Origin of the sequence: Microcoleus sp. T3_B1 (assembly GCF_036700445.1) — a bacterium.
Taxonomy (GTDB): domain Bacteria; phylum Cyanobacteriota; class Cyanobacteriia; order Cyanobacteriales; family Microcoleaceae; genus Microcoleus.
Window position 1 is genome coordinate 1 of record NZ_JAUBOX010000111.1, and the last position, 19,915, is coordinate 19,915.

The following is a 19,915-nucleotide window of genomic DNA, read 5'->3' on the forward strand; positions in this document are numbered from 1 at the left end:
TTAAGTTATTAATACATTACTTGAAGTTTGACGATATTCCCATTCCTGGGGTATTCATACCTTGATTCAGCAACGCCTTATTTAATACCAATTTAATGTGAAGTTGCACATATCTCGATCCCCCTAAATCCCCCTGATTGTTGGGGGACTTAGAGAAGAATCTTGTCCCCCCCTTTGTAGGGGCGGTGCGACCCCTACTCCCCGTGCCCGCCCTCTTGGCTAGGGGGGATCGGATTCTATGCAACCTCATGAAAAATTGGTATAATTCGCGATCCTAATGTTTATTTGTGCCTATTTCTCTATTTATTTTGTCTGTAAAAAATGTAAAATTGTTTTGGCAATACCTTGTGCAGCCAAATAAGGAACCCCATTGCCAACAGTTTTAAACATATTAGTCAACGTCATCTTTTCCGGCAGTGCAAAATCTTTTGGCAGTGACTGAATAGCCAGTGTTTCTGCAACAGAAAGCCGACGAAGTTTGTAAGGGTGCAAATGAACTTCGTTATTGCCGTAACAAGCTGTTGGCGAATAACGCCATCGGTGCAATCGCTTGAAAGATTTTTTTGAATCATCTCCTTCATCAACGGAAGCAAACCGCTTAATGCCTGCTTTGGGTTGGAAATAGTGTTTGGCATTAGGATGGTTGAGAACGTCATTTTTTTGGAACCAAAATTCTACCGTTAAATCTTGGGGAATGCCATCAGGACAAGGCACGAAATCATCATCTGCAAAGGCCGTTCTCTCTGGCCAAGGATGAGAAAAAATTTCTGATTTGGGATATAATACCTGACTTTGCCAAGGAAATAAACTTTCGGCTAACATTGGGCTTTTTTCCTCTAGGGAAATGCCCATATTTTTGACAAGGTTTTTTCTAAGCCCAATCAAAATAATTCTATCCCTATCTTGCGGAACCCCGTATTCTATCGCATTAATTAAACGTTCGGCAAAAACGTATCCCGAATCAGCCAACTGATGTTTTAGTTCGTCGTAAAAAGATTTATGTTTTTTGGTTCTCCACAAACCTTTGACATTTTCAAATAAAAAGAAATCTGGCTGCTGCTGACAAATCAATTCAATGTATGAAGCTGAAAGTTGACCTTTATCTCCTTCCCCACCCCGGTTTTTACCACCAATAGAAAAGTCAGGACAAGGCGGCCCCGCGATAAATCCCACAATATCGTGATGCTTGCGGGCATCCTGCATCAATTCCCGCAGGCGAAAAGCTGGTTCTCCCCCTACAAGTCGAGTTACATCTGCTTCCTCTCCTTCGCAATATCCGTATTCTGGTAGCGGCAAATTCATGCACTGCCGAGAATAGCGGTATGCTTGCATGAAAGGTGGGAAAAGTTCATTGACATACGCTACATTAAAGCCGATCGACTCAAAGCCCAAATCGAGCAAGCCAGAACCCGAAAAAAATGAGAAAATACAGGGGATGGGGAATTGGGAATTTGGCATGGGGAATTGGGAATTGGGAATTGGGAAACAGAAAAGATTAACTTAATGGAACTCATTTTATTCATGCGTATTCGCTTGACTCCAAATTAAAGTTGTTAAATCCAAAATATAATCGATTGAGTTATCAACGTATTTTTCGGCAACTTTTCCACCAGTAATTAATATTTTTGATGGCTCTTTGTAATGCGCCTTGTGACAACAAATCAACTGAGGCTTATCTCCTGTAGTTGTCAGCTTTTCTATTTTGAACGTGTCGAGGTGAAGTCGATAAACTGGCGTTTCATTATAGTTTCTGTCCTTAAGATAGCCTAAATTGCCAATAATGTAGATATACTCTCCAACTAAGGTTGCAGAATGAAAATCAGTGGGAGGGAAAACCTCTTTGGGATAGCCTAAAATCTTAAAATTGCCATGTCCGTCGTAAACAACCACATCGTTATAGATACAAAAGTCTGGATCGTAGTAATCTTCGTGTTCGCCAGCAATTTCAATGATTCTTCCATCTGGCAATTCTGTAATTGTTCTCCCAAATCTTTGATAGCACCATACAACAGGTCTATCGTAGTTATCCCCGCTAAACATTGAGTCCGCATCCCAAGCCCCACTACCACTCAGAATCATTGCCTTCCAAAAGTCCACTTCCATTACTTCTGGATTAGTTTTCCCAAATCGACGCTCTCTGCCAGACAAATACTGTTCTAGCGTTACTTCGAGATCGTAATTACCCACTCCAGTGAGATATGACCTCATATCATCGCTAATATCGCTTAAATCTTCGCCCACATCAACAAGCATTCGGACAATTTGTAGATTACTTGCCAATTTAATAGCATTATCAGAGCAATGATTTATTCGACTAGGATTTGCTCCATTCTCTAAGAGAATACGCACGCAATCAGTCGCGCCACATTCTGCCGCTAAAATTAAAGGAGTGCTATTAAAATCATCAGTAGCTTCGATATCAAATCCCTGCTCAATCAACCATTCTAAGACTTCGGTTTTATCGTTTTCGATGGGATACATCAATGGAGTCTGGCCACAGTGTCCACGATCGCTGCGATCTGCTCCTGCTGACAATAATAATTTGGCTGTTTCAAGCTTACCGACTTCCAAACTCAACAGCCAAGGAGTTCGACTCCAGCAGTCGCGCGCAGAAAGATCGGGATTTTGAGCGAGTAATACCTTTACATTTTCGACATCCTCACAGGCGATCGCTTGCATTAGTCCCGCCCATTGGTCACTAGCATCCGCACCTGCCTCTAGCAATAATTTGACAGCATCATAACGTCCCCTTTGTGCGGCGAAACTCACGGCGGACTTGCTGTAGATACTGACATTGCTAAGTTCTGCACCTCTTTCGATCAGCAAACTTAAAATTGATAAGAATTCTCGATCTGTTGAGATAGCGCATCCATTTATGGCATCGATTAAAACATGATAGCCATTTGGTCTCTGATAGTTTATGTTGGCTCCAGCATCCAAAATCAGTCGAACTTTATCGAGACTCCCTGACTGCACGGCTAAGCTGAGTACATTATTTTCATGCTCTCCACAAATCACTTCAATATCAGCTCCGTTGTCTAAAAGAAACTTAACCATATCGCTCGTTGCCTTTGAGCTAGATATCGCGCACATCAATGGTGTGTTTGAGTAAAAGTTATCTGTACTATCAATATCGACTCCACTAGCAATTTGGTGGGCTACACCTGGAATATTTCCTTGTTCGGCATCAATATGAATTTGCATTGCTTTGAGTTAAATTTACTAATCAAATATTCCTAAGATTTGTACCGCATTTTGGAATAGTGTTAAGGTTCCATTGCATTAGTTTCTCCAGCGAGGGGTGAATTCTCCATTATACACCCATCAGCTAATGCTGCTTTTGATTAGCATCGGTGCGGGTGTTGTGGTGTGGTTTCTGGTTTTTTCGATCGCCAAGTTCAAGAGCGTGTTGGCTAAATTCAAGAGAGGAAGATAATCAGGAAAGCCCAAGGGATAGTTTTGGCAAGGTGCTTGATGTGGATTATAAGATAGATTTGCCCGATCGCTCCCTGAACCAAACTATTGTTAGAACCATTGGCCGCCTCGGAAACGCCAGTAGGGAAACAAAATCCGCATTACTGTTTGCGATGCCAGATAAATAGCCAGCCATACAAAACTATAATGTAGAGCAAAAGCTCCTAAATCAAAGTCTAGCAGCGGTATCCCCGGTAAACCGATAGTTTTGATTAATAGCAAGACAAAAAGTGCTTCCCAAATCCCAGCGAGCAATTGAAATGCGCCGGGCCAATCTCGATCCCAGCGGTACTGCTGGATCGAGATATATAAGGCATCCCAGCCGATGCCAAAAATCGCTAGATACCCTAAAATCCCGAAAAATATCGAGCCTGATTTACCAGCGATTAAACCTAGAAAAAATGGCAGTGTTACTAAAACGCCGACTGTTGCAAATAATAAAATTCGAGTTTGCCATCGACCAAATAAGGTGGGAGTCATTCGATTTTAGATTTTAGATTTTGGATTTTAGATTGAATGCGAAAGGGTTTTGTTTTTAATCAATCTGGAGATTTATTGAAAATCCACTTAAACCACTGCACGAACGATCGCCAAACGCTCAATTTCCGCACACCAGCAACTCGGTTGGCGGCCAGACTTTCAACCGATCGCAAGGCGGCGTATTGCAAGCCCAAAAAACTATCTACCGGCGCGTAAGGCCCCCCCAAAGTAATCGCGCCGGCTGCATATACCCGGCCTTCTGTGTTGCTAGCAGAAGAATTCCGCAATTCGGGCACTTCAAAATCGTTGTTAACACTCAGCCGGCCCAAACCGTTGAGGGGAAGATTGTATTGAACTACCAAATCGTTTAACAGAGGACTGGTTTTTACCTTAGCGTCCAAACCCGTAGCATCAATAATAAAATCAGCCTCTAACTTAATTTGTCCCTTGAGTTCCTTCTCCTTAATGTACGTCACCGTGCGGTTTTGACTGTCGCGCTCGACTCGCTCGACTTCCCCGAAGGTAATTTGATACCATCCTTGACTTAAACCTTCTTTGACAATCCGCCGCCAGTCGCTGCGCTGGGCGGTGGTAGTGCCGCCCCAGTCTGTGAGCAACTGCGGCCGCAATTCCGGGGCGACTTTTTCCAAAAGTACGCGGAGTTCCCCGCCCCAGCAAGCTTTCGGCCAGTTGAAAGGTTGAAATTCGTAGTGATTTTCGACGCTGCGCTCAGCGAGTTTAAATTTGTTACCTTGAGGTTTGGGCGATCGCATCAAATGCAATACTTGAATATTACGGTTTCGCTGCCGCGCTTCGTAAATTCGCTGCACCACCCGCGAAGCCACAATTCCCCGGCCTCTAATTAACACGCTGCCGCCGCTGGCCTCCAATTTTTCGTAAACGCCGTCGTGGCTTTCGTAAGCGTTGACAACCGACTCAAAATCCTGGGTTTTTTCGCGGTAAGCTTGCAAGTCTGGCAGAAATTGAATGGCGGGATAGCCGGTGGCTAAGTGTACGTATTTGGCGATTAAAAAAGCGTGATCGCGGTGCTCGGCATTCGATCGAGAATAAGCGATCGCGTACCTGCCGTCATCTGTTTTGCGAATTCCCCGCACTCTACCGTAGCGAAACATCTGATTCCACCCAATTCGATCGACTTCCCTGTCAATTGAATCAAACACATTCCCCGCGCGAGGCGTATAAGTTTCGGCAAAAGTCGGTTCAGCAAACACCTGCCACATCAACTTCAGTGATACTCCCAAACGCCCTTTGAGCAATTCCCGCCAAGCTTCCCGCAAAGCATAGGGAGGCCACCCCCAAATGTTGTCTGGACAAGAGTCAGAATTCGATCTTAGGCGTTCCCGCAGCGGAATTTGAGAATTCAGGCACAGACGCAGATAGCGGGCGTAAGGCTGGTTTTCCATGCCCAAAACCGCAATTCGATCGATTTTCACGCCGCAAATTCTGAGCAAATCCACCCAAATAAAGCTGCCTAAACCGCCGCCAACGGCAGCCCAATCAACTTCTGTCATAGGCAGTCCCATAGATTGGAGCGATCGCATTGACACTTGAGAAGCGTGCAAAAATGCGATCGGCGGAAATTCTCCCCTACTAGGTGTTTGAGGAAGCTGCAACATTATTTGCTGGCCCAATGCCGGGTCTGGCCCATTTGTCTGTGGGTTAAAGAAAATGTGAGAATTGACCGACGGCGTTTCTGGGGAATTAACAGCAAAAGAAATGCCGATCGCGTAGGGCCCAACTTGCAGCATATCCCCGTTTGCCAGCACGCACCGGGTTTGGCGAATGCCGTTGACAAAAGTACCGTTGCGGCTACCCGTGTCAGTAAGTAAAATACTGTTACCTTCGGTGCCAATCACTGCATGAAAGCGAGAAACTTGACTGCTGCTGAGGGCAATTCGAGAAACTCGTTTCCCGTTGATAGTGGCGGGCATAGCTTCAAAAATTCGTCCCAAAGCGATGGGTAAGTCGAGTATCGGGGATCGACAATCCCCCGTAGCTGTATCTGTCCAAGTCAGTCGCAGGCGCAAGGGTTGAGAATTCATGATTATTTTTTAAACATCAGCCGTCGGCTTTGAGCTTTCTGCAAAAAAAGATTTTTGAAGTTGAGAGTGTTTAGCGAATACCCTGATTTTCCCTTTTTCTTAAATCTTGCACCATTGTCAATTAGCCTTTTATGAACAGGCAAGATGCCTGTTCCACAAGAAAATTCACTCTTTGTGGAACGGGCATCTTGCCCGTTCCTAAACAAGTAATTGAGAATGGTGCAACATCTCAGTTCTTCCAACTTTCACGGAGAGATCATCACACTCGCTGCCGCCGCCAAAGAAGTACCGCACCACGGACACCCCGCATTCAACTGCGCGTAAGGCGAAATTCGGCTGCATTTGGGACACTGCAAACCATATTTTGAAGGCCCCGTCGGCTGAAAGTTACCATGTGCGGGAGGCCCAGACAGCAAAACTGTCTGCGGCGCGGCTACTTGCACCTCCGTCACATTCACCACCTCAATTTGGACTTGGCCTAAATGGATATGGCTTCCCGAGTTCAATTTTGCTTCCCCTCGGGCGAGAATTTTTCCATCTACCAGCGGCGGATTGCTTTCGCGCAAATTCCGCACTGCATACTCCTGCAATTCCTGATTAAAAAATATTTCAACGTGCAGCCCCGATACGCTGGGATGCGAAAATACTATATCGCACTTCGCCGGATCGCGCCCTAGCCTCACGGTTCCGGGATTTTTGCTCGGCTGTCCGTTTTCAATTGTCTGAGTTTGGCGCACCCCAGCTTCTGTCCATGCTAAAGTGAGCTGGTTTGTCATGATTGTATAGTTTGCTGCTCAAAAATATAAAAAAATATTAGCTGATTTATTTTGAGGAGGGACTTCCTCACCAAAAAACTTAATTATAATTATTGACCAAGAATTTCAAAGGTGGTACCCGCCACGTGATTTATCCGTGGAGTCAATCCAAAATCTAAAATCTAAAATCCTCAAGCCCCCGAATTAATCTCGCGCAAGTCAATCCAAAATCTAAAATCTAAAATCTAAAATCGAATGACGCCGACTCGATCGCACTTCTAAAAATATTATGTGCAGCTATACAAAAAAGCCCTGAATTCGGGGCTTTTAGTGCTCGTATGGGCTTTTTTTGAGAGACTTAATCGCGCTTGTCAGCTTTTGTTTCCCGCAAAATTATTGACCCCAGTGCACCTTTGTTAAAAAATTGCTGTTCAAGATTTGCCAGGGATTGCTAAAAACTAATTCCTGTGGGGTTTTCACATTTGCGAAGCTTTGGTGCGCTAGTGACGAATTTTGGAGGTGGGACGATCGAACTACCTCGGTAACTTCGATCGCCCCACCTCCTCAAACGTTCACTGTCCTAGCAATTGCTCTCACGCTGCAACTGTGCCATCTTTCATTACAGGGCCAGCCTTAAGAGACTTAAGCTTCGCTCTTGCGGCTTTTCCGACCGCCTTCGCGACCAATTTGAGCCATGTGTTCGCGATTTCTGCTGACAGCTTCGCCGCCTTTTTGACCAGCTTGTCTGGCTTCTTCAGGGGTGAATTCGTGTGCAGTTCCTTTCTCGTGTGCAGCTTTTCCGCCTTTGCTAGCAATTGCGCGCTGTTTTTCTGCATCCATAGAAGCGAATCCGCGTTTGCTTTTCTCAGCCATGACTGTCTCCTTGTTTGTTTCTGATTTTTTAGCTCGATCGCGCCTTCGCCTCCCACTGTCGTGGTTACTCCCAGTCAGTGGTGAGATATCCGACGGTAAATTATGAAACCTCATCACACGAATCTAAGCTTTTGGTTTAACTCGCAGGATGAATCTTTCATAATTTACAAATGTGAACTAAAAATAGTTCACGCCCGGGCACTATAGTTAGAGCCGCCAATGTTTTAAGCTGGTTACTGTCTTTCAATCATTCTATAAACCCCCCCAACTTTTATACCTCTTTCTCAGGTATAGTCATTCTTTAGTTCGCTGGAAGGATGCTTTAGTTCGCAGGAAGGATGGAACCGAAAGCTGATTGGCAGTAGACTCAGAGGATTTTTCGACTCGGGCGGCGCCACCTCAAAAATTAAAAGTCCAAAGACGGATGCTTTTTTGGTCTTTTTACTTTTTTTTTGGGGCATTCCGCGCTTGCCAGTTATCCCGATGTTAGTTGGTCTGCCGATCGAGTGGTTTCTGGTAAGCGATATTTTGGGGCGCAGCGCAGGACGTACTCGATCGCACTGATCAAGTTTACCTTATGACCTATCGACACATACATCGGCTTTACCCCTGTTTGCGTCCTCAGCGCGGCTCCTACGGTTGATCCCTCCAACAGCAAGGGTTGCCAACTGCCCCGATCGAGTCCGACTTCTGAATGTTCTCCCATAAATCGATTTTTGGCAACTCCGATCGTGGGAATCCCTGTCAAAACCCCCAAATGGCACGCAAGACCGAATCGGCGGGGATGGGCTAGTCCTTGACCGTCGCACAATATCAAGTCTGGCCTCAAACTGATATTTTCTAAAGCTTCGAGAACTGCAGGCACTTCTCGAAAAGACAGGAAACCCGGAAGGTAAGGAAAAGTTGTAGGACTGCGAACCACAGCTTGCTGCTGCAATTGCAAGTCTGGAAAGCTCAGAACTGTTACAGCGGCCCGCGATACGTCGTTTGCACTGTCGTAGCCGACATCTACACCGGCGACGTACCGAACTGTGTCCAGTTGATTTTCGGTAATTACCTCTGACCGAAGCTGTTCTTGAATGGCGATCGCCTCTTCAATTGTCTGCGGCCAAGGGTGTCGCTGCAACATTTTGATTTTTCTTCAACCGTTCTCATCTAAGCTTAACTTATTTTCGGGCATTTTTAAACTCGGATTTTTATCGTTTGTAGCTATAAATTCCCAACTTGCCCAAGCAGTCTTTTTTCTACTCAGGAGGGTTGAGCAAGGCGGGCCGATGCCAATTCTACAAATAGAGTCTGTAGGTCTGAGAGTGAAGTTCTATCTTTCGCTCGTGCTTGCACCAACCCCTAAAGGTTTTACCTGCACGCACCTGCCATTTGCCATTAAAATTTACCCAAAAATTAGCTGTTCAATTTTGAGCTTTTCGCTCTCTAGAAAGCTTTCTCTTTCCGATCGCCATTTTATCCATTGTCCCAGAGCGATCGAGCTATCTATTTACTTCTGCATTATCTAATAAACTCCGCTTTGTCAAGATGATTGAAACATTTATTAATCAATAATCTCACCCAGCTACAAGTGCCATTGTACATCCCCGCTCATCGAGCTAAGAGGTTCCCAGACCCTCGCAACTATATGACTTTTATGAAAAAAAATCAATGAATTTATGAGTTGTTGCACCCTTAACATGAAGTTATAATTTTAGATAATAGCGAAGATAAAACTAACATCAAGTAACACAACATAGGTGAATTAACATATGAAAACCCTGAAAAGTGTTCAGTACAACCTAGCTCTCTACATCGTCGGTGGCATCGTCTTCATCATCGCCGCCTTAATTTTAAGACCTTTTGCCCTCGTCGGCCCAGGGGAACGGGGCGTTATGATGCGCTTCGGGAAAGTTCAAGACGCGATTTTAGATGAAGGCATTCACCCGATTTTCCCGATCGTCACCTCTGTAAAAACTCTCAGCGTGAGGGTACAAAAAACAGATTTGAAAGCAGATGCAGCATCCAAAGATTTGCAAAGCATTACGACCGATTTGGCAGTCAACTGGAATGTTGATCCCGCCAAAGTAAATCAAATTTACCAACAAATAGGAGACGAAGAACAAATTGTTACCAGCATTTTGAGTCCGGCTATTTCGGAAGTTCTCAAAGCAGCAACTTCTAAAAAGACCGCAGAAGAAATTATCACTAAGCGCACCGAACTCAAAACAGAAATCGACAACAGCCTTAAAAAGCGTTTGGAACCTTACGGCGTCATTGTCAGAGATGTTTCGTTAATAAATTTTGGCTTTTCTCCAGAATTTAGCAAAGCCATCGAATCCAAACAAATAGCCGAACAAGAAGCTAAACAAGCAGAATTTACAGTTAAAAAAGCCACCCAAGATGCTAAAGCTGAAATTAACCGCGCTAAAGGTAAAGCCGAAGCTCAACGCTTGCAGCGGCAAACATTAACAGCCGAAATTTTGCAGCAGCAAGCAATTGAAAAATGGAACGGCCAGTTTCCGACAGTAATGGGAGGAGGCGGAACTTTGCCATTAATTAATATTGCGCCGCCGACTTCTCAACCTGCAACTCCTGCTAAATAAGCTGCGGCAGATCGTGATGGCCAGGGTGCGGGGAGAAGGGGGGAGGGGGAGAGAGTCTGAGGGGGGGAAGAATAGAGGGTTTTTCACTGCGGATGTGAAGATGTGCTTTTTTAAATGCCCAACAGCAAGCGTATAAAATACAACGAACAACTAAGGTTAAATCTCAGATGTTGCACCATTGTCAAGAACGGGCAAGATGCCCGTTCCACAAAGAATGAGTTTTCTTGTGGAACAGGCCGAAAAGCCTGTTCCTAAACAAGTAATTGAGAATGGTGCAAGATGTGAGTTAGATCCCACTTACTTAAATACCAAGATACAATTTACGTTGCGCGAGTCCTGAAAAACGTTAAAGTAAGAAGCAACTCGGAAATTGTAAAGGTTTGCTTGAAAGTTCGGCTGATGGGAGATCGGGAGAACCAGTCAATTTCTAATTTAGGTGAAGTGGGGAGTGCCGCCGATCGCCATAGTGCGTCAGAAGCACTGTGGCTACGCGATCGAGCCTTGGCAGCTAGTAGCTGCGGCATTGTCATTGCTGACGCCAATGCACCCGATTGTCCCATAATTTATTGCAATCCGGCCTTTGAACGGATGACGGGTTACTGCGCCAGTGAAATCTTGGGGCGCAATTGCCGATTTTTGCAAGGCCCCGATACCGATCGAACTACTGTAGCTAAGATCCGCGACGCCTTGCGCCAAGGTCTAGAACTCCAGACAACAATCAAAAATTACCGCAAAGACGGCACTCCTTTTTGGAGCAAATTGTCGCTATCTCCCGTGCGAGACGACCAGGCTAATTTGACTCACTTTGTAGGGATTCAGTCGGACTTGTCGGAACCAATATGTGAAGTGCAGCAAGCATTGCAGCAAGCTAACGACCAACTGCAAACGATTTTGGAAGCAGTTCCGGGCACAGTATCTTGGATTAGCTCGGATTTGCGCTATTTGGGGGTTAACCAGCACTTAGCCAAACTGCATGGTTTGCCGCCGTCGGCTTTTGTCGGTCAAGATATTGGTTTTCTGGCTGCTAGCTCGGATTTTAACTCTTTTGTGGTGGAGTTTTTTGCCGACGACGCTACGGAAGCGGTTAAAGAACTCAACGTTAAGGTACAAACCGACGGGGGACAGTCGGAGGGATACTATTTGATTGTGGCTCAAAAGTACGCTCAGGGCACAGCAGCTTGTCTGGTAGGGATTGACATTACCGAGCGCAAGCTGGCAGAAGAAGCTCTGGTGCTGACTCGCAAGGCGGTGGAAAGTTCGAGTGACGCGATCGGCATCAGCGATGCGAACGGCACTCACATTTATCAAAATCAGGCGTTTTCTCAGCTATTTGAATGGGACACCGCAGAGGAATTTAAACTAGCCGGAGGTATATCGGCAGTTTTTGCTGACCCCGCAGTCGCCAGGGAGGTACTCGACACGATCGCCCAAGGTTATTCTTGGTTTGGTGAAATTATCAACCGCACTAAAAGCGGTGAAACTTTGCAAGTGTTGCTGCGGGCCGATGCTATTAAAGACGCTACAGGGAAAATTGTCGGTCTGATTTACATGAATACCGATATTACCGATCGAAAGCGCACCGAACAAGAGCTGCGGCAAAGCGAAAAGCGCTTTCGATCGTTGATTGAAAATGCTAGAGACATTATTGTGATTCTCGACGAGAAAGGCTTTTGCCGCTATGTATCTCCTTCGCTAGAGCGGATTTTGGGCTACCCGACGGCGGAAGTGCTCGGCCGGTCTATATTTGACTTGATTCACCCTGACGAATTGCTGATAGTGGATCAAGTGTTCAAAGGTGTCATGCAAATGCCCAGAGTTAGCCTGGGAATGGCGGAATACCGAGTGCAGCACAAGGACGGTTCCTGGTGCGTGTTGGAAGCGGTGGCGACGAATTTGCTCAACGAACCTTCGGTGCGGGGAATTGTGGTCAACTGTCACGACGTGACTGAGCGCAAGCTGGCTGAAGAACAATTGTTGCACGATGCTTTGCACGATGCGCTGACGGAGTTGCCCAACCGTGCTTTGTTGACTGACCGGTTGGGGCAAGCTTTTGCCCGCGCGCAACGGCATCCAACCTATCAGTTTGCGGTGCTGTTTCTGGATTTGGACAGGTTTAAGGTGATTAATGACAGTCAGGGACACCGCACGGGCGATCGGCTGTTGGTTGCTGTGGCTCGCCGTCTCTTGACTTGTTTGCGGCCAGGGGATACGGTGGCTCGTCTGGGGGGAGATGAGTTTGTGATTTTGCTGGAAGAAATTCACGGTGTTGATGAGGCGATCGCCCAAGCAAAGGAAATTCTCAAAACGATCGAACGACCGCTGAATTTGGAAGGCAATAAAGTTTTAATTACTGCTAGCATCGGCATTGCCTTAAGTACGGACAAATATCAGTGGCCGGGAGATATCTTGCGCGATGCTGATATTGCGATGTACCGGGCAAAAGCTCTCGGTAAAGCTCGCTACGAAGTTTTTACCAGTGCGATGCACGCTCGCGCTGTGGCTTTGATGCACTTGGAAAACGATTTGCGGGAGTCGGTTGAAGAACTAAATTTGAAATATTCGATCGTGGATTTCGCGTGTGGGACGGCGGCGGAAAACTCGCCGATGAGTGAAATAGATCGGAGATTGGAGCGTCCGAAGTCGCAATTGACTGCTTTAAAATTGGAATGTCCTTTTACTGTTTATTATCAGCCGATCGTTAGTTTGAAAACTGGCTCAGTTATCGGATTTGAGGCGCTGGTGCGCTGGCTGCACCCGGAACGGGGTTTAGTTTCCCCGATGGAATTTATTGCGATGGCGGAGGAAACTGGGTTAATTATGCCTTTGGGTTTGTGGGTTTTGAACGAAAGCTGCCGCCAAATTATTAAGTGGCAGAGTTTGAATTTACCTGGGGGAAATTCGCGGCTGACTGTAGCAGTAAATCTTTCCGGGAGGCAGTTTTCGGAACCGGAATCCATCCAGCAAATTAAGCAAGTTTTGCAGGAAACAGGTGTTGATGCTCGCTGTTTGAAGTTGGAGATTACTGAGAGTGTGGTGATGGAAGATGGGGAAGCGGCGGCGGCGATGCTTTCGCAGTTGAGAGACTTGGGGATTGATTTGTGCATTGATGATTTTGGCACTGGTTATTCGTCTCTGAGTTATTTGCACAAGTTCCCGATTAATATTTTGAAGGTCGATCGCTCTTTTGTCAGTCGCATTGGGGAAATGGGCGAAAATTTGGAAATCGTGCGGGCGATCGTCATGCTGGCCCGCAGTTTGGGGATGGAGGTAGTGGCAGAAGGTGTCGAAACCGCCGTCCAATTGGCTCAAATGCGGTCGATCGGCTGCGAGTACGGTCAGGGGTACTTTTTCTCTAAACCTCTCGACAGTGAGGCAGCTACAGCCTTGTTGAGGCGATCGCCCAAATGGTAATCCGATCTACAATAGGAACTGTATCAAGGCAATTTTTTATGAGGCTGCATAGAATCCGATCCCCCCTAGCCAAGAGGGCGGGCACGGGGGCACCGCCCCTACAAAGGGGGGGACAAGATTCCGATCTTTCGTCCCCCTTAAGAAGGGGGATTTAGGGGGATCGAGATATGTGCAACTTCGCATTAAATTGGTATCAAGGCAAACTCATACCAAAACCTATGTCTCAATCGATCGCCCCAGTTTTAGCAGAACAGCAACTCGATACTTCGCCGACTTTAACCTTTGAAGAATACCGATTTTATCAAGGAGAAATAGATGTACAATACGAACTGTACAAAGGCAAATTAATCCCGATGCCAACAGCAACAGTTTTACACATCAAAATTTGCGAATATTTAGTTTACCAATTGCAGCGTTACCTAGCTGAACACAATCTCGACTTAGTAGTAAAAACGGGTCTGGGAGTGAGAACCGATGAAGATAAATCTCGCATTCCCGATGTAGTTGTCTGCACTCAAAGTCTTTTGGAACAAGCTGCTGCTAGACCAGGTGCAGGTATCCTCGAATTTGATGAAAAACCGCTGTTAGTGGTAGAGGTGGTGAGCGAAAATCGCCGCGAAGATTACGTAATCAAACGCGGAGAGTACGAATTAGCGAATGTGCCCGAATATTGCATTGTTGACCCTAAAACGGGCAAGCAAAAAATCCGGCTTTTTGCATTGATTGAAGGTGAAGATGGTTACACGTATACAGATTTCTTGCCGGGTGAGGAAATGGTATCTGTAGTATTTCCCAATCTGAGATTATCAGTCAATGAAATTTTAGAGCCGCCATTGGTGGAAGGGTTAATTAAGGCAGAACAAGCTCAATTGCAGAAAGCTGAAAGGTTGGCGGCGAGGTTACGGGAACTGGGCATAGATCCTGATGCTGTGTAGGAAATTGGATGAAGTACGTGAAGCGAAGTTATCCCGCAGGGAATCGCCCTTGACGTATCTCAATCATCTAGCGGCAAGTCGCGCAGGAAATAAAAGCGATCGCTTTGCCAATTTTCTCCTTTAATCCGCCCCACATAATTTGTCAAAGGAGAGGAAAGCTCAACGAGAATTTCGTGCAAGTCTTTGGGTGATAACGGTCTAAGTGCATTAGACATTGAATAAGCACCACTAACAGCCTCGACACTTGCTCGTTCAAAACCACTCTTTTCCTGATACTTTTTCAAACTATGCAGAACATCCGATCGCACTTTAATTTCTTGTTCAACTTGCTCAATATATTTAGCAACTTCATCATCAGATTGTCCCGGTTTCAAGTATTCTTTAAGTTTAAATAAGTCCACCGAGTTAGGATAGTTGCTTTGAAGTTTAACCAGTTTTTCAAGCGTCTCAGGGTTCATAATTGCCATACCGTGTTTTTTTGCTGCATCCATAAGTTGAGTAGTTGGAACGCCAGGGCCAATAATCAACTTAGTTGCTTTTGCGAGGGTTTCTTTATCTTGGAGCCGTAGCGTTCCTAAATTCAGCAATTGAACTGCTGTATCATTAGGGATTTTTTTACCGGCTTTGCACTCGCCAACTAAGGGGTAAGGTTTTGAGCATAATAAATCTAAGCCACCAGCACCACCTTTGTGAGCATAATCTATGGTAAATCCCAAAAACTTAAGGCTATCGCGCACTACAATTTCAAAGTCTGTTCCTGCTCGATAGTTGCTTTTGTCTGTATCTAGTTCTTTGGTGCGATTTCCCAAAGCTGCTATAGTCTTTATCCAAGCTAAATCCGGTTTGATTGGTTTTACAGGCTTATCGCTACTCCAACCTAGAAACATTTTGATTTCTGCGTCTAGTTGTTTGGCTTTTGGGTTGGTGGTGGATAAATGCACTAATGCACTTTGCAACTCTTCCAATTCTGGATGTTCAGGAGGCTCTAGTTTTTCCAGTTGTTGACGGCGTTTGGCAAAGATAGAGTCGCTCAACACAGGCGTTGAATCAGTAACATTTAGGGATTTTGGCAAAGATACAAAATTGCCGCTGGGATGCACTGGCATTTCCAGCGGCTGAGGCAGCAGATAAACGCGAAGATGAGTTAGAAAAATATTACGTCGTTGCAGGAGAGTTTGCTGTAATGCCTCTGTTGTCCAGACTGTTAACTGCGACAAAGCCTCTAATGATTCTGGATCGTTTAGTATTTGACACCATTCGCACTTAGCCCAAGCTTTTATCAAAACCGTCTCAGAACTTAACTGAGAAAATGAGGTTTTAGCAATTGGTAAAAAACTCGATCGGTAGTATTGCTCATGGGGGAGCAAATTAATCGAGATATTGGCTGGATATAGGGCAAATGACCTACCCGGCTCGATGAACATTCGAGGCATGGCTGCAATCACTCGCCCTTCGATTAAGGCTTCCACATCTGGCGCAGGTAACTGCAAAGCCGTATCAACAAAAACAGAATAACTCATCCCACTTATTGACCTAATAACTTATCAAGTGCTTCGTCGAGGTTGTTAATTTCCGTTGTATCAGGCATGAAGGTACTTTCCGCCATACTTTCTTCATCCAGTTCAGCCATCTCACATTCATCCAGTTCAGCCATCTCACATTCATCCAGTTCAGCCATCTCACATTTCTCAAGCAACCCATCAGGAATCTGACCCCACTGAGCGCTAAGCAACCCATCAGGAATCTGACCCGACGGAGCGCTAAGAATTTCATTAATTAAATAATTTTCTTGGGTAAGATTTTTATGAACAATAAACTGCTGTATTTGCTCTTCTGTTACCTCGTAATCTTCGCGAGCCTTGTTGACAAAATAAATGGCTAATAAAGGCTTGATATCTTCACTTTTGAGTTTGACAAATTCTCCACCTAGTTCTGGAGAAAGAAGTTGGTCTAAACACTGTTTGCCTACAGTATTCGACTTAACATCTTTAGAACGAACTAAACAACCACGAGTCATATCAAACTTTTGATACTGAATTAACCGCTTTAATGCCGCGCTCACAAATTTGGATCGAGATTCTTGAACTACTGCTACTACTATCTTGACAGACCGTCCATTTTCTTTACCTCTAATTCTAAAGTGAAGATAACCTCTGTCTGCCGCTTTAGTTTTTACTTTTTCAATCTCCTCAACTTCCACTTCTTCCAAAATCTCGCCTTTTACTGAAAGGAAGCCAAAATATAGAGCCTCCGCTAAAATATCGCTATCGTCAAAATATTTCTCTATTGTTGTCTCAAGTGCATTTAGTTCCTTGTTAAATGCAAGTTCAACTTGATGGAGTGGATCTGCTGCGGTTGGCGGTGGAGGCTCACCAGGCACTTTCCAATTCTTAGCACACTCCTCTAAAACCTTTCTGACAATTAACTTTTCTTTGCCCAGTTCTCTCAGTTCAGCTTCATCAAAAGGATAAACGGAATAAGGTGGAATTAAACTTTTACTGTCATAAAATTCTTGGAGCCATTGAGAAACTAGAGTCACTACATCATCAGCATTGAGATGCTTTAGATCAAAAATCTTTTCACCCATTCTAGCTGTGACTGACTCGGCGTGGGGTAATGCTTTAATTTGAAATTGCCAAGTTTCATTAAACATAGCTGTCATTAAAACACCTCGTTTAATTTTACCGTACAGGTCTTTTACTAAGAGTGCGACGACCTGCGCCCTGTTGAAACCAGCATCATTCCGATCTACACTCTCTAACTCATCAAAGCCAATTACTAGAGTTCTGTAATCACCGATTAAGTCTAAAATTTGGCAGACAGTCTGAAATGCTTCACCTTCTTTATCCTCTTCTGTAGAATTTGGTAAACCCATTGCATCAGCTTGTCCCTGTGCCAAGGATTTTCCAGACAGCCAGTTGGTTGCAAAGCTCACTTTTTCGGAAGAAAGTGTCCACAGAATAGCCTGGATCAAATAAGGATTTTCGATGTTTGACTTCAGTTGAAGCACTTTTTCAGTTAAGCGATCAACTAATTTAGGATTTTTAGCTAATGCCCCCGAAAATTGCTTGACTAAATTTTGAGGTATGTGATTTTTTCCTAATGCCTCATTGATCAAAGCAGTTGCTAATTCTTGCCACTGCATTACCCCTTCGTTACCAATCTGTTTCAGGCTTAAAGACAAAGTGTTTAGAAAGTTAGCGTGGACTCGGTTTAAGTTTCCATAGTCTACATCGCTCATATAAACAAAGAAAGAACCACCTTCCTCTAGAAGGCGGCTGCGAATCCGACTGATTAGGTGGCTTTTTCCTAGACCTTTTTCAGCTCTGATCGTGATGCCACTAACTGTGCGATACCCGGCACGAATTTGCTCGATTGCTTGAAAAACACCATCAGAGGCATGAGCATTGATAGAAGGAACATCAGGAAAACTTGGCTTCCAAATATCATTGCTCCTGACTATTAACGATCTGTCAAAAGGGTTTTGACTTGAAATAGCTTGATCGAGATATGCGATTGAGGAGTGAAAGTCATTCATCGTTTTGTGTGAGTGTGAAGATAAAGGAGCGAATGCAGTTGAGGAAAACTCGGAACTCAAGTTAATTAGGTTAAACGCTTGGCATAGCAGCGCAAACCGTTCACTTTTGTGGTGATAGAATCTTCGATTTTGTCGGGGGCGCTGTCTTCTACACTGCCGCCTATAAGCTGAAAAATATCAGTAGCCTGCATTTCCAACAGCCACTCATTGAACTCCGATCGCCCTACCCTTTCGCCGATCGCCCGACGCATCCGATAAATCGGCACTAAATCGTCTAAGTTATAATCCCGGTTCAAGGTGTCATACACATCGATCGCCACAGCCTTAAAATCTTCATAGGATGCGATCGTCCCTACATCCGCCTTCCCCGCCTCAACCGCCACACTTGCCGCACCATCCTGATGCCGAATCCACTTCAACAAAGAATTTCCCAGCCGAGTACCAATTTGAGAACCATCAAACTCAAACAGAGAATCCTTACTTTTCAAGCCTTCCGCTAAAACTTCTTTCCCCTTCGCGCTCAATTCCACCAGCGTCACCCGATTTACCAGCGAATACTCGATCGCCCCAGTCGCCTGCAACTCGCCGAGCACTCCCAGATATCTCTGACTCGTCTCATTAGTGCGAACAATCCGCTTAGTCAAATCCCCCTTTTTCACCTTCATCTTCCCGCCGCCCAAATCCCACAAATTCAGCAGTACCCGAACTTTCGCCTTCGCATCCCACACCGCTTGCTCTTCCGGTGTCAAAGTGTTAGACACCGGAATTTCATCTTTCTCAGACATATTCATACCTTTAAATACTTGTTTTTACTCTTAGATTTTACCAGAAACCTTCCTGGCCAACATTTAAACTTTTCCGCAAAAATCCGCGCGAGGCTACGCACAACTTATGCAAATTTCATTTAAAAATAATAGGGATTGACTAAAAGGTGATTGTTTGATAAAATATCGGATCGAAAGAGCGATCGCAGTTCAAATTCTCTGCACCAAATGCGATCGAAACCATCTGAAGCACAGCCCGCTATGCTCTAGCAACCTCAACAAATGTAGCGATCCCAACCGCAGCTAACAACCCACAAACCAGCTTAACTGCGACTTTAGTTCAATGCCGGATTCTGCCTTTAGAAAGACGAATTCAACCTAAACATCTTGTTACATTGCAATAGCAATCAAAACATTGAACAACATTTTACTCATGAAAACTATTCCCGATCAAATTTCCGACATCAAAGAAAAGCTTCCCGATTTGACTCCCACCCCTCCTGGTTTAAAAGCTCAAGCATCTAGCCACGACCTCAAAGCCCGTTTAGATTGGGGCGAACCCGGACTCACAATCATCGACGCTCGTGATTTTGAAAGCTTCACCAAAAGCCACATTACCGGCGCGGTAATGATGCCAATGGACGAATTAGTTGAGCGCGCACAATCGAGTTTAGAACCCATCCGCGACATCTACATCTACGGCGAAAACGACCAACAAACCGCCGAAGCTGCCAATCTTCTACGCACTGCAGGCTTTCAAAAAGTAGCCGAACTCAAAGGCGGAATTCCTGCTTGGAAAGCCATTGACGGCCCCATCGACGGCGCTGCCGAACACGATACTCCCGGCCCCGACGCCTACAACGTTTTCTCTCGCTTGCAACACCACGCCGAAGCCCAGAAAATCAACAAATAATCACACCGAATACCTAGATCCCCGGCTTATTGAAGAAGTTGGGTAAGCTGTTGCACATTTAAACTGTGATACAATCATTACCCTTATTTTTGATTTTGCGACCCCATTTAATTATTAA

At 45.1% G+C, this 19,915-nt stretch carries 14 protein-coding genes; 4 read left to right on the plus strand and 10 right to left on the minus strand.

Annotated elements, in window-relative coordinates; translation table 11 throughout:
• Positions 1-303 precede the first annotated feature (303 nt).
• The 7 genes from QT990_RS32665 to nfi all read right to left on the minus strand — a co-directional run bounded on the left by QT990_RS32665 (position 304) and on the right by nfi (position 8,774).
• Positions 304-1,458 (minus strand): DNA cytosine methyltransferase, encoded by a 1,155-nt coding sequence (locus QT990_RS32665; protein ID WP_333143308.1) that lies wholly within the window; start codon positions 1,456-1,458, stop codon positions 304-306.
• Positions 1,459-1,515: 57 nt separating this feature from the next.
• Positions 1,516-3,204: an ankyrin repeat domain-containing protein gene (locus tag QT990_RS32670; protein WP_333143309.1), complete on the minus strand. Its 1,689-nt coding sequence runs from the start codon at positions 3,202-3,204 to the stop codon at positions 1,516-1,518.
• A gap of 321 nt (positions 3,205-3,525) precedes the next feature.
• The gene (locus tag QT990_RS32675; RefSeq protein WP_333143310.1) at positions 3,526-3,954 is read right to left on the minus strand and encodes a hypothetical protein; all 429 of its coding nucleotides are present in this window, start codon (positions 3,952-3,954) and stop codon (positions 3,526-3,528) included.
• 59 nt (positions 3,955-4,013) lie between these two features.
• Complete coding sequence (locus tag QT990_RS32680; protein WP_333307306.1) at positions 4,014-6,017, minus strand: FHA domain-containing protein; 2,004 nt, start codon at positions 6,015-6,017, stop codon at positions 4,014-4,016.
• 245 nt (positions 6,018-6,262) lie between these two features.
• Complete coding sequence (locus QT990_RS32685; protein WP_333307308.1) at positions 6,263-6,793, minus strand: FHA domain-containing protein; 531 nt, start codon at positions 6,791-6,793, stop codon at positions 6,263-6,265.
• A 621-nt stretch (positions 6,794-7,414) separates the two neighbouring features.
• A complete protein-coding gene (locus tag QT990_RS32690) occupies positions 7,415-7,645 on the minus strand; it encodes a KGG domain-containing protein (protein ID WP_006631632.1) in 231 nt (76 codons plus the stop codon).
• A gap of 475 nt (positions 7,646-8,120) precedes the next feature.
• Positions 8,121-8,774 (minus strand): deoxyribonuclease V, encoded by a 654-nt coding sequence (gene nfi / locus QT990_RS32695; RefSeq protein WP_333307310.1) that lies wholly within the window; start codon positions 8,772-8,774, stop codon positions 8,121-8,123.
• A gap of 628 nt (positions 8,775-9,402) precedes the next feature.
• Here nfi and QT990_RS32700 point away from each other — a divergent pair.
• The 3 genes from QT990_RS32700 to QT990_RS32710 all read left to right on the plus strand — a co-directional run bounded on the left by QT990_RS32700 (position 9,403) and on the right by QT990_RS32710 (position 14,582).
• Positions 9,403-10,236, plus strand: a complete 834-nt coding sequence (locus QT990_RS32700; protein ID WP_333466245.1) for a prohibitin family protein — start codon at positions 9,403-9,405, stop codon at positions 10,234-10,236.
• A 399-nt stretch (positions 10,237-10,635) separates the two neighbouring features.
• Positions 10,636-13,647: an EAL domain-containing protein gene (locus tag QT990_RS32705; protein WP_333466246.1), complete on the plus strand. Its 3,012-nt coding sequence runs from the start codon at positions 10,636-10,638 to the stop codon at positions 13,645-13,647.
• A gap of 218 nt (positions 13,648-13,865) precedes the next feature.
• Positions 13,866-14,582, plus strand: a complete 717-nt coding sequence (locus QT990_RS32710; RefSeq protein ID WP_445305469.1) for a Uma2 family endonuclease — start codon at positions 13,866-13,868, stop codon at positions 14,580-14,582.
• A gap of 59 nt (positions 14,583-14,641) precedes the next feature.
• On the opposite strand, the gene QT990_RS32715 is transcribed toward QT990_RS32710, so the two are convergent.
• The 3 genes from QT990_RS32715 to QT990_RS32725 all read right to left on the minus strand — a co-directional run bounded on the left by QT990_RS32715 (position 14,642) and on the right by QT990_RS32725 (position 18,905).
• Positions 14,642-16,102 carry a DUF1802 family protein gene (locus QT990_RS32715; RefSeq protein WP_333466248.1) on the minus strand — a complete coding sequence of 487 codons (1,461 nt, stop codon included), beginning with the start codon at positions 16,100-16,102 and terminating at the stop codon, positions 14,642-14,644.
• Between the two features lie 5 nt (positions 16,103-16,107).
• Positions 16,108-18,120, minus strand: coding sequence for a hypothetical protein (locus QT990_RS32720; RefSeq protein ID WP_333466249.1), 2,013 nt, complete (start codon positions 18,118-18,120; stop codon positions 16,108-16,110).
• A 65-nt stretch (positions 18,121-18,185) separates the two neighbouring features.
• The gene (locus QT990_RS32725; protein WP_333466250.1) at positions 18,186-18,905 is read right to left on the minus strand and encodes a hypothetical protein; all 720 of its coding nucleotides are present in this window, start codon (positions 18,903-18,905) and stop codon (positions 18,186-18,188) included.
• Positions 18,906-19,299: 394 nt separating this feature from the next.
• Here QT990_RS32725 and QT990_RS32730 point away from each other — a divergent pair, with 394 nt between their 5' ends.
• Positions 19,300-19,797, plus strand: coding sequence for a rhodanese-like domain-containing protein (locus tag QT990_RS32730; protein WP_333466251.1), 498 nt, complete (start codon positions 19,300-19,302; stop codon positions 19,795-19,797).
• Positions 19,798-19,915: the final 118 nt, after the last annotated feature.

Bases quoted from the DNA above. Each gene is read 5' to 3' on its own strand.
- QT990_RS32665 (WP_333143308.1), bottom strand. From the start codon at position 1,458: ATGCCAAATTCCCAATTCCCCATCCCCTGTATTTTCTCATTTTTTTCG.
- QT990_RS32670 (WP_333143309.1), bottom strand. From the start codon at position 3,204: ATGCAAATTCATATTGATGCCGAACAAGGAAATATTCCAGGTGTAGCC.
- QT990_RS32675 (WP_333143310.1), bottom strand. From the start codon at position 3,954: ATGACTCCCACCTTATTTGGTCGATGGCAAACTCGAATTTTATTATTT.
- QT990_RS32680 (WP_333307306.1), bottom strand. From the start codon at position 6,017: ATGAATTCTCAACCCTTGCGCCTGCGACTGACTTGGACAGATACAGCT.
- QT990_RS32685 (WP_333307308.1), bottom strand. From the start codon at position 6,793: ATGACAAACCAGCTCACTTTAGCATGGACAGAAGCTGGGGTGCGCCAA.
- QT990_RS32690 (WP_006631632.1), bottom strand. From the start codon at position 7,645: ATGGCTGAGAAAAGCAAACGCGGATTCGCTTCTATGGATGCAGAAAAA.
- nfi (WP_333307310.1), bottom strand. From the start codon at position 8,774: ATGTTGCAGCGACACCCTTGGCCGCAGACAATTGAAGAGGCGATCGCC.
- QT990_RS32700 (WP_333466245.1), top strand. From the start codon at position 9,403: ATGAAAACCCTGAAAAGTGTTCAGTACAACCTAGCTCTCTACATCGTC.
- QT990_RS32705 (WP_333466246.1), top strand. From the start codon at position 10,636: ATGGGAGATCGGGAGAACCAGTCAATTTCTAATTTAGGTGAAGTGGGG.
- QT990_RS32710 (WP_445305469.1), top strand. From the start codon at position 13,866: ATGTCTCAATCGATCGCCCCAGTTTTAGCAGAACAGCAACTCGATACT.
- QT990_RS32715 (WP_333466248.1), bottom strand. From the start codon at position 16,102: ATGAGTTATTCTGTTTTTGTTGATACGGCTTTGCAGTTACCTGCGCCA.
- QT990_RS32720 (WP_333466249.1), bottom strand. From the start codon at position 18,120: ATGAATGACTTTCACTCCTCAATCGCATATCTCGATCAAGCTATTTCA.
- QT990_RS32725 (WP_333466250.1), bottom strand. From the start codon at position 18,905: ATGTCTGAGAAAGATGAAATTCCGGTGTCTAACACTTTGACACCGGAA.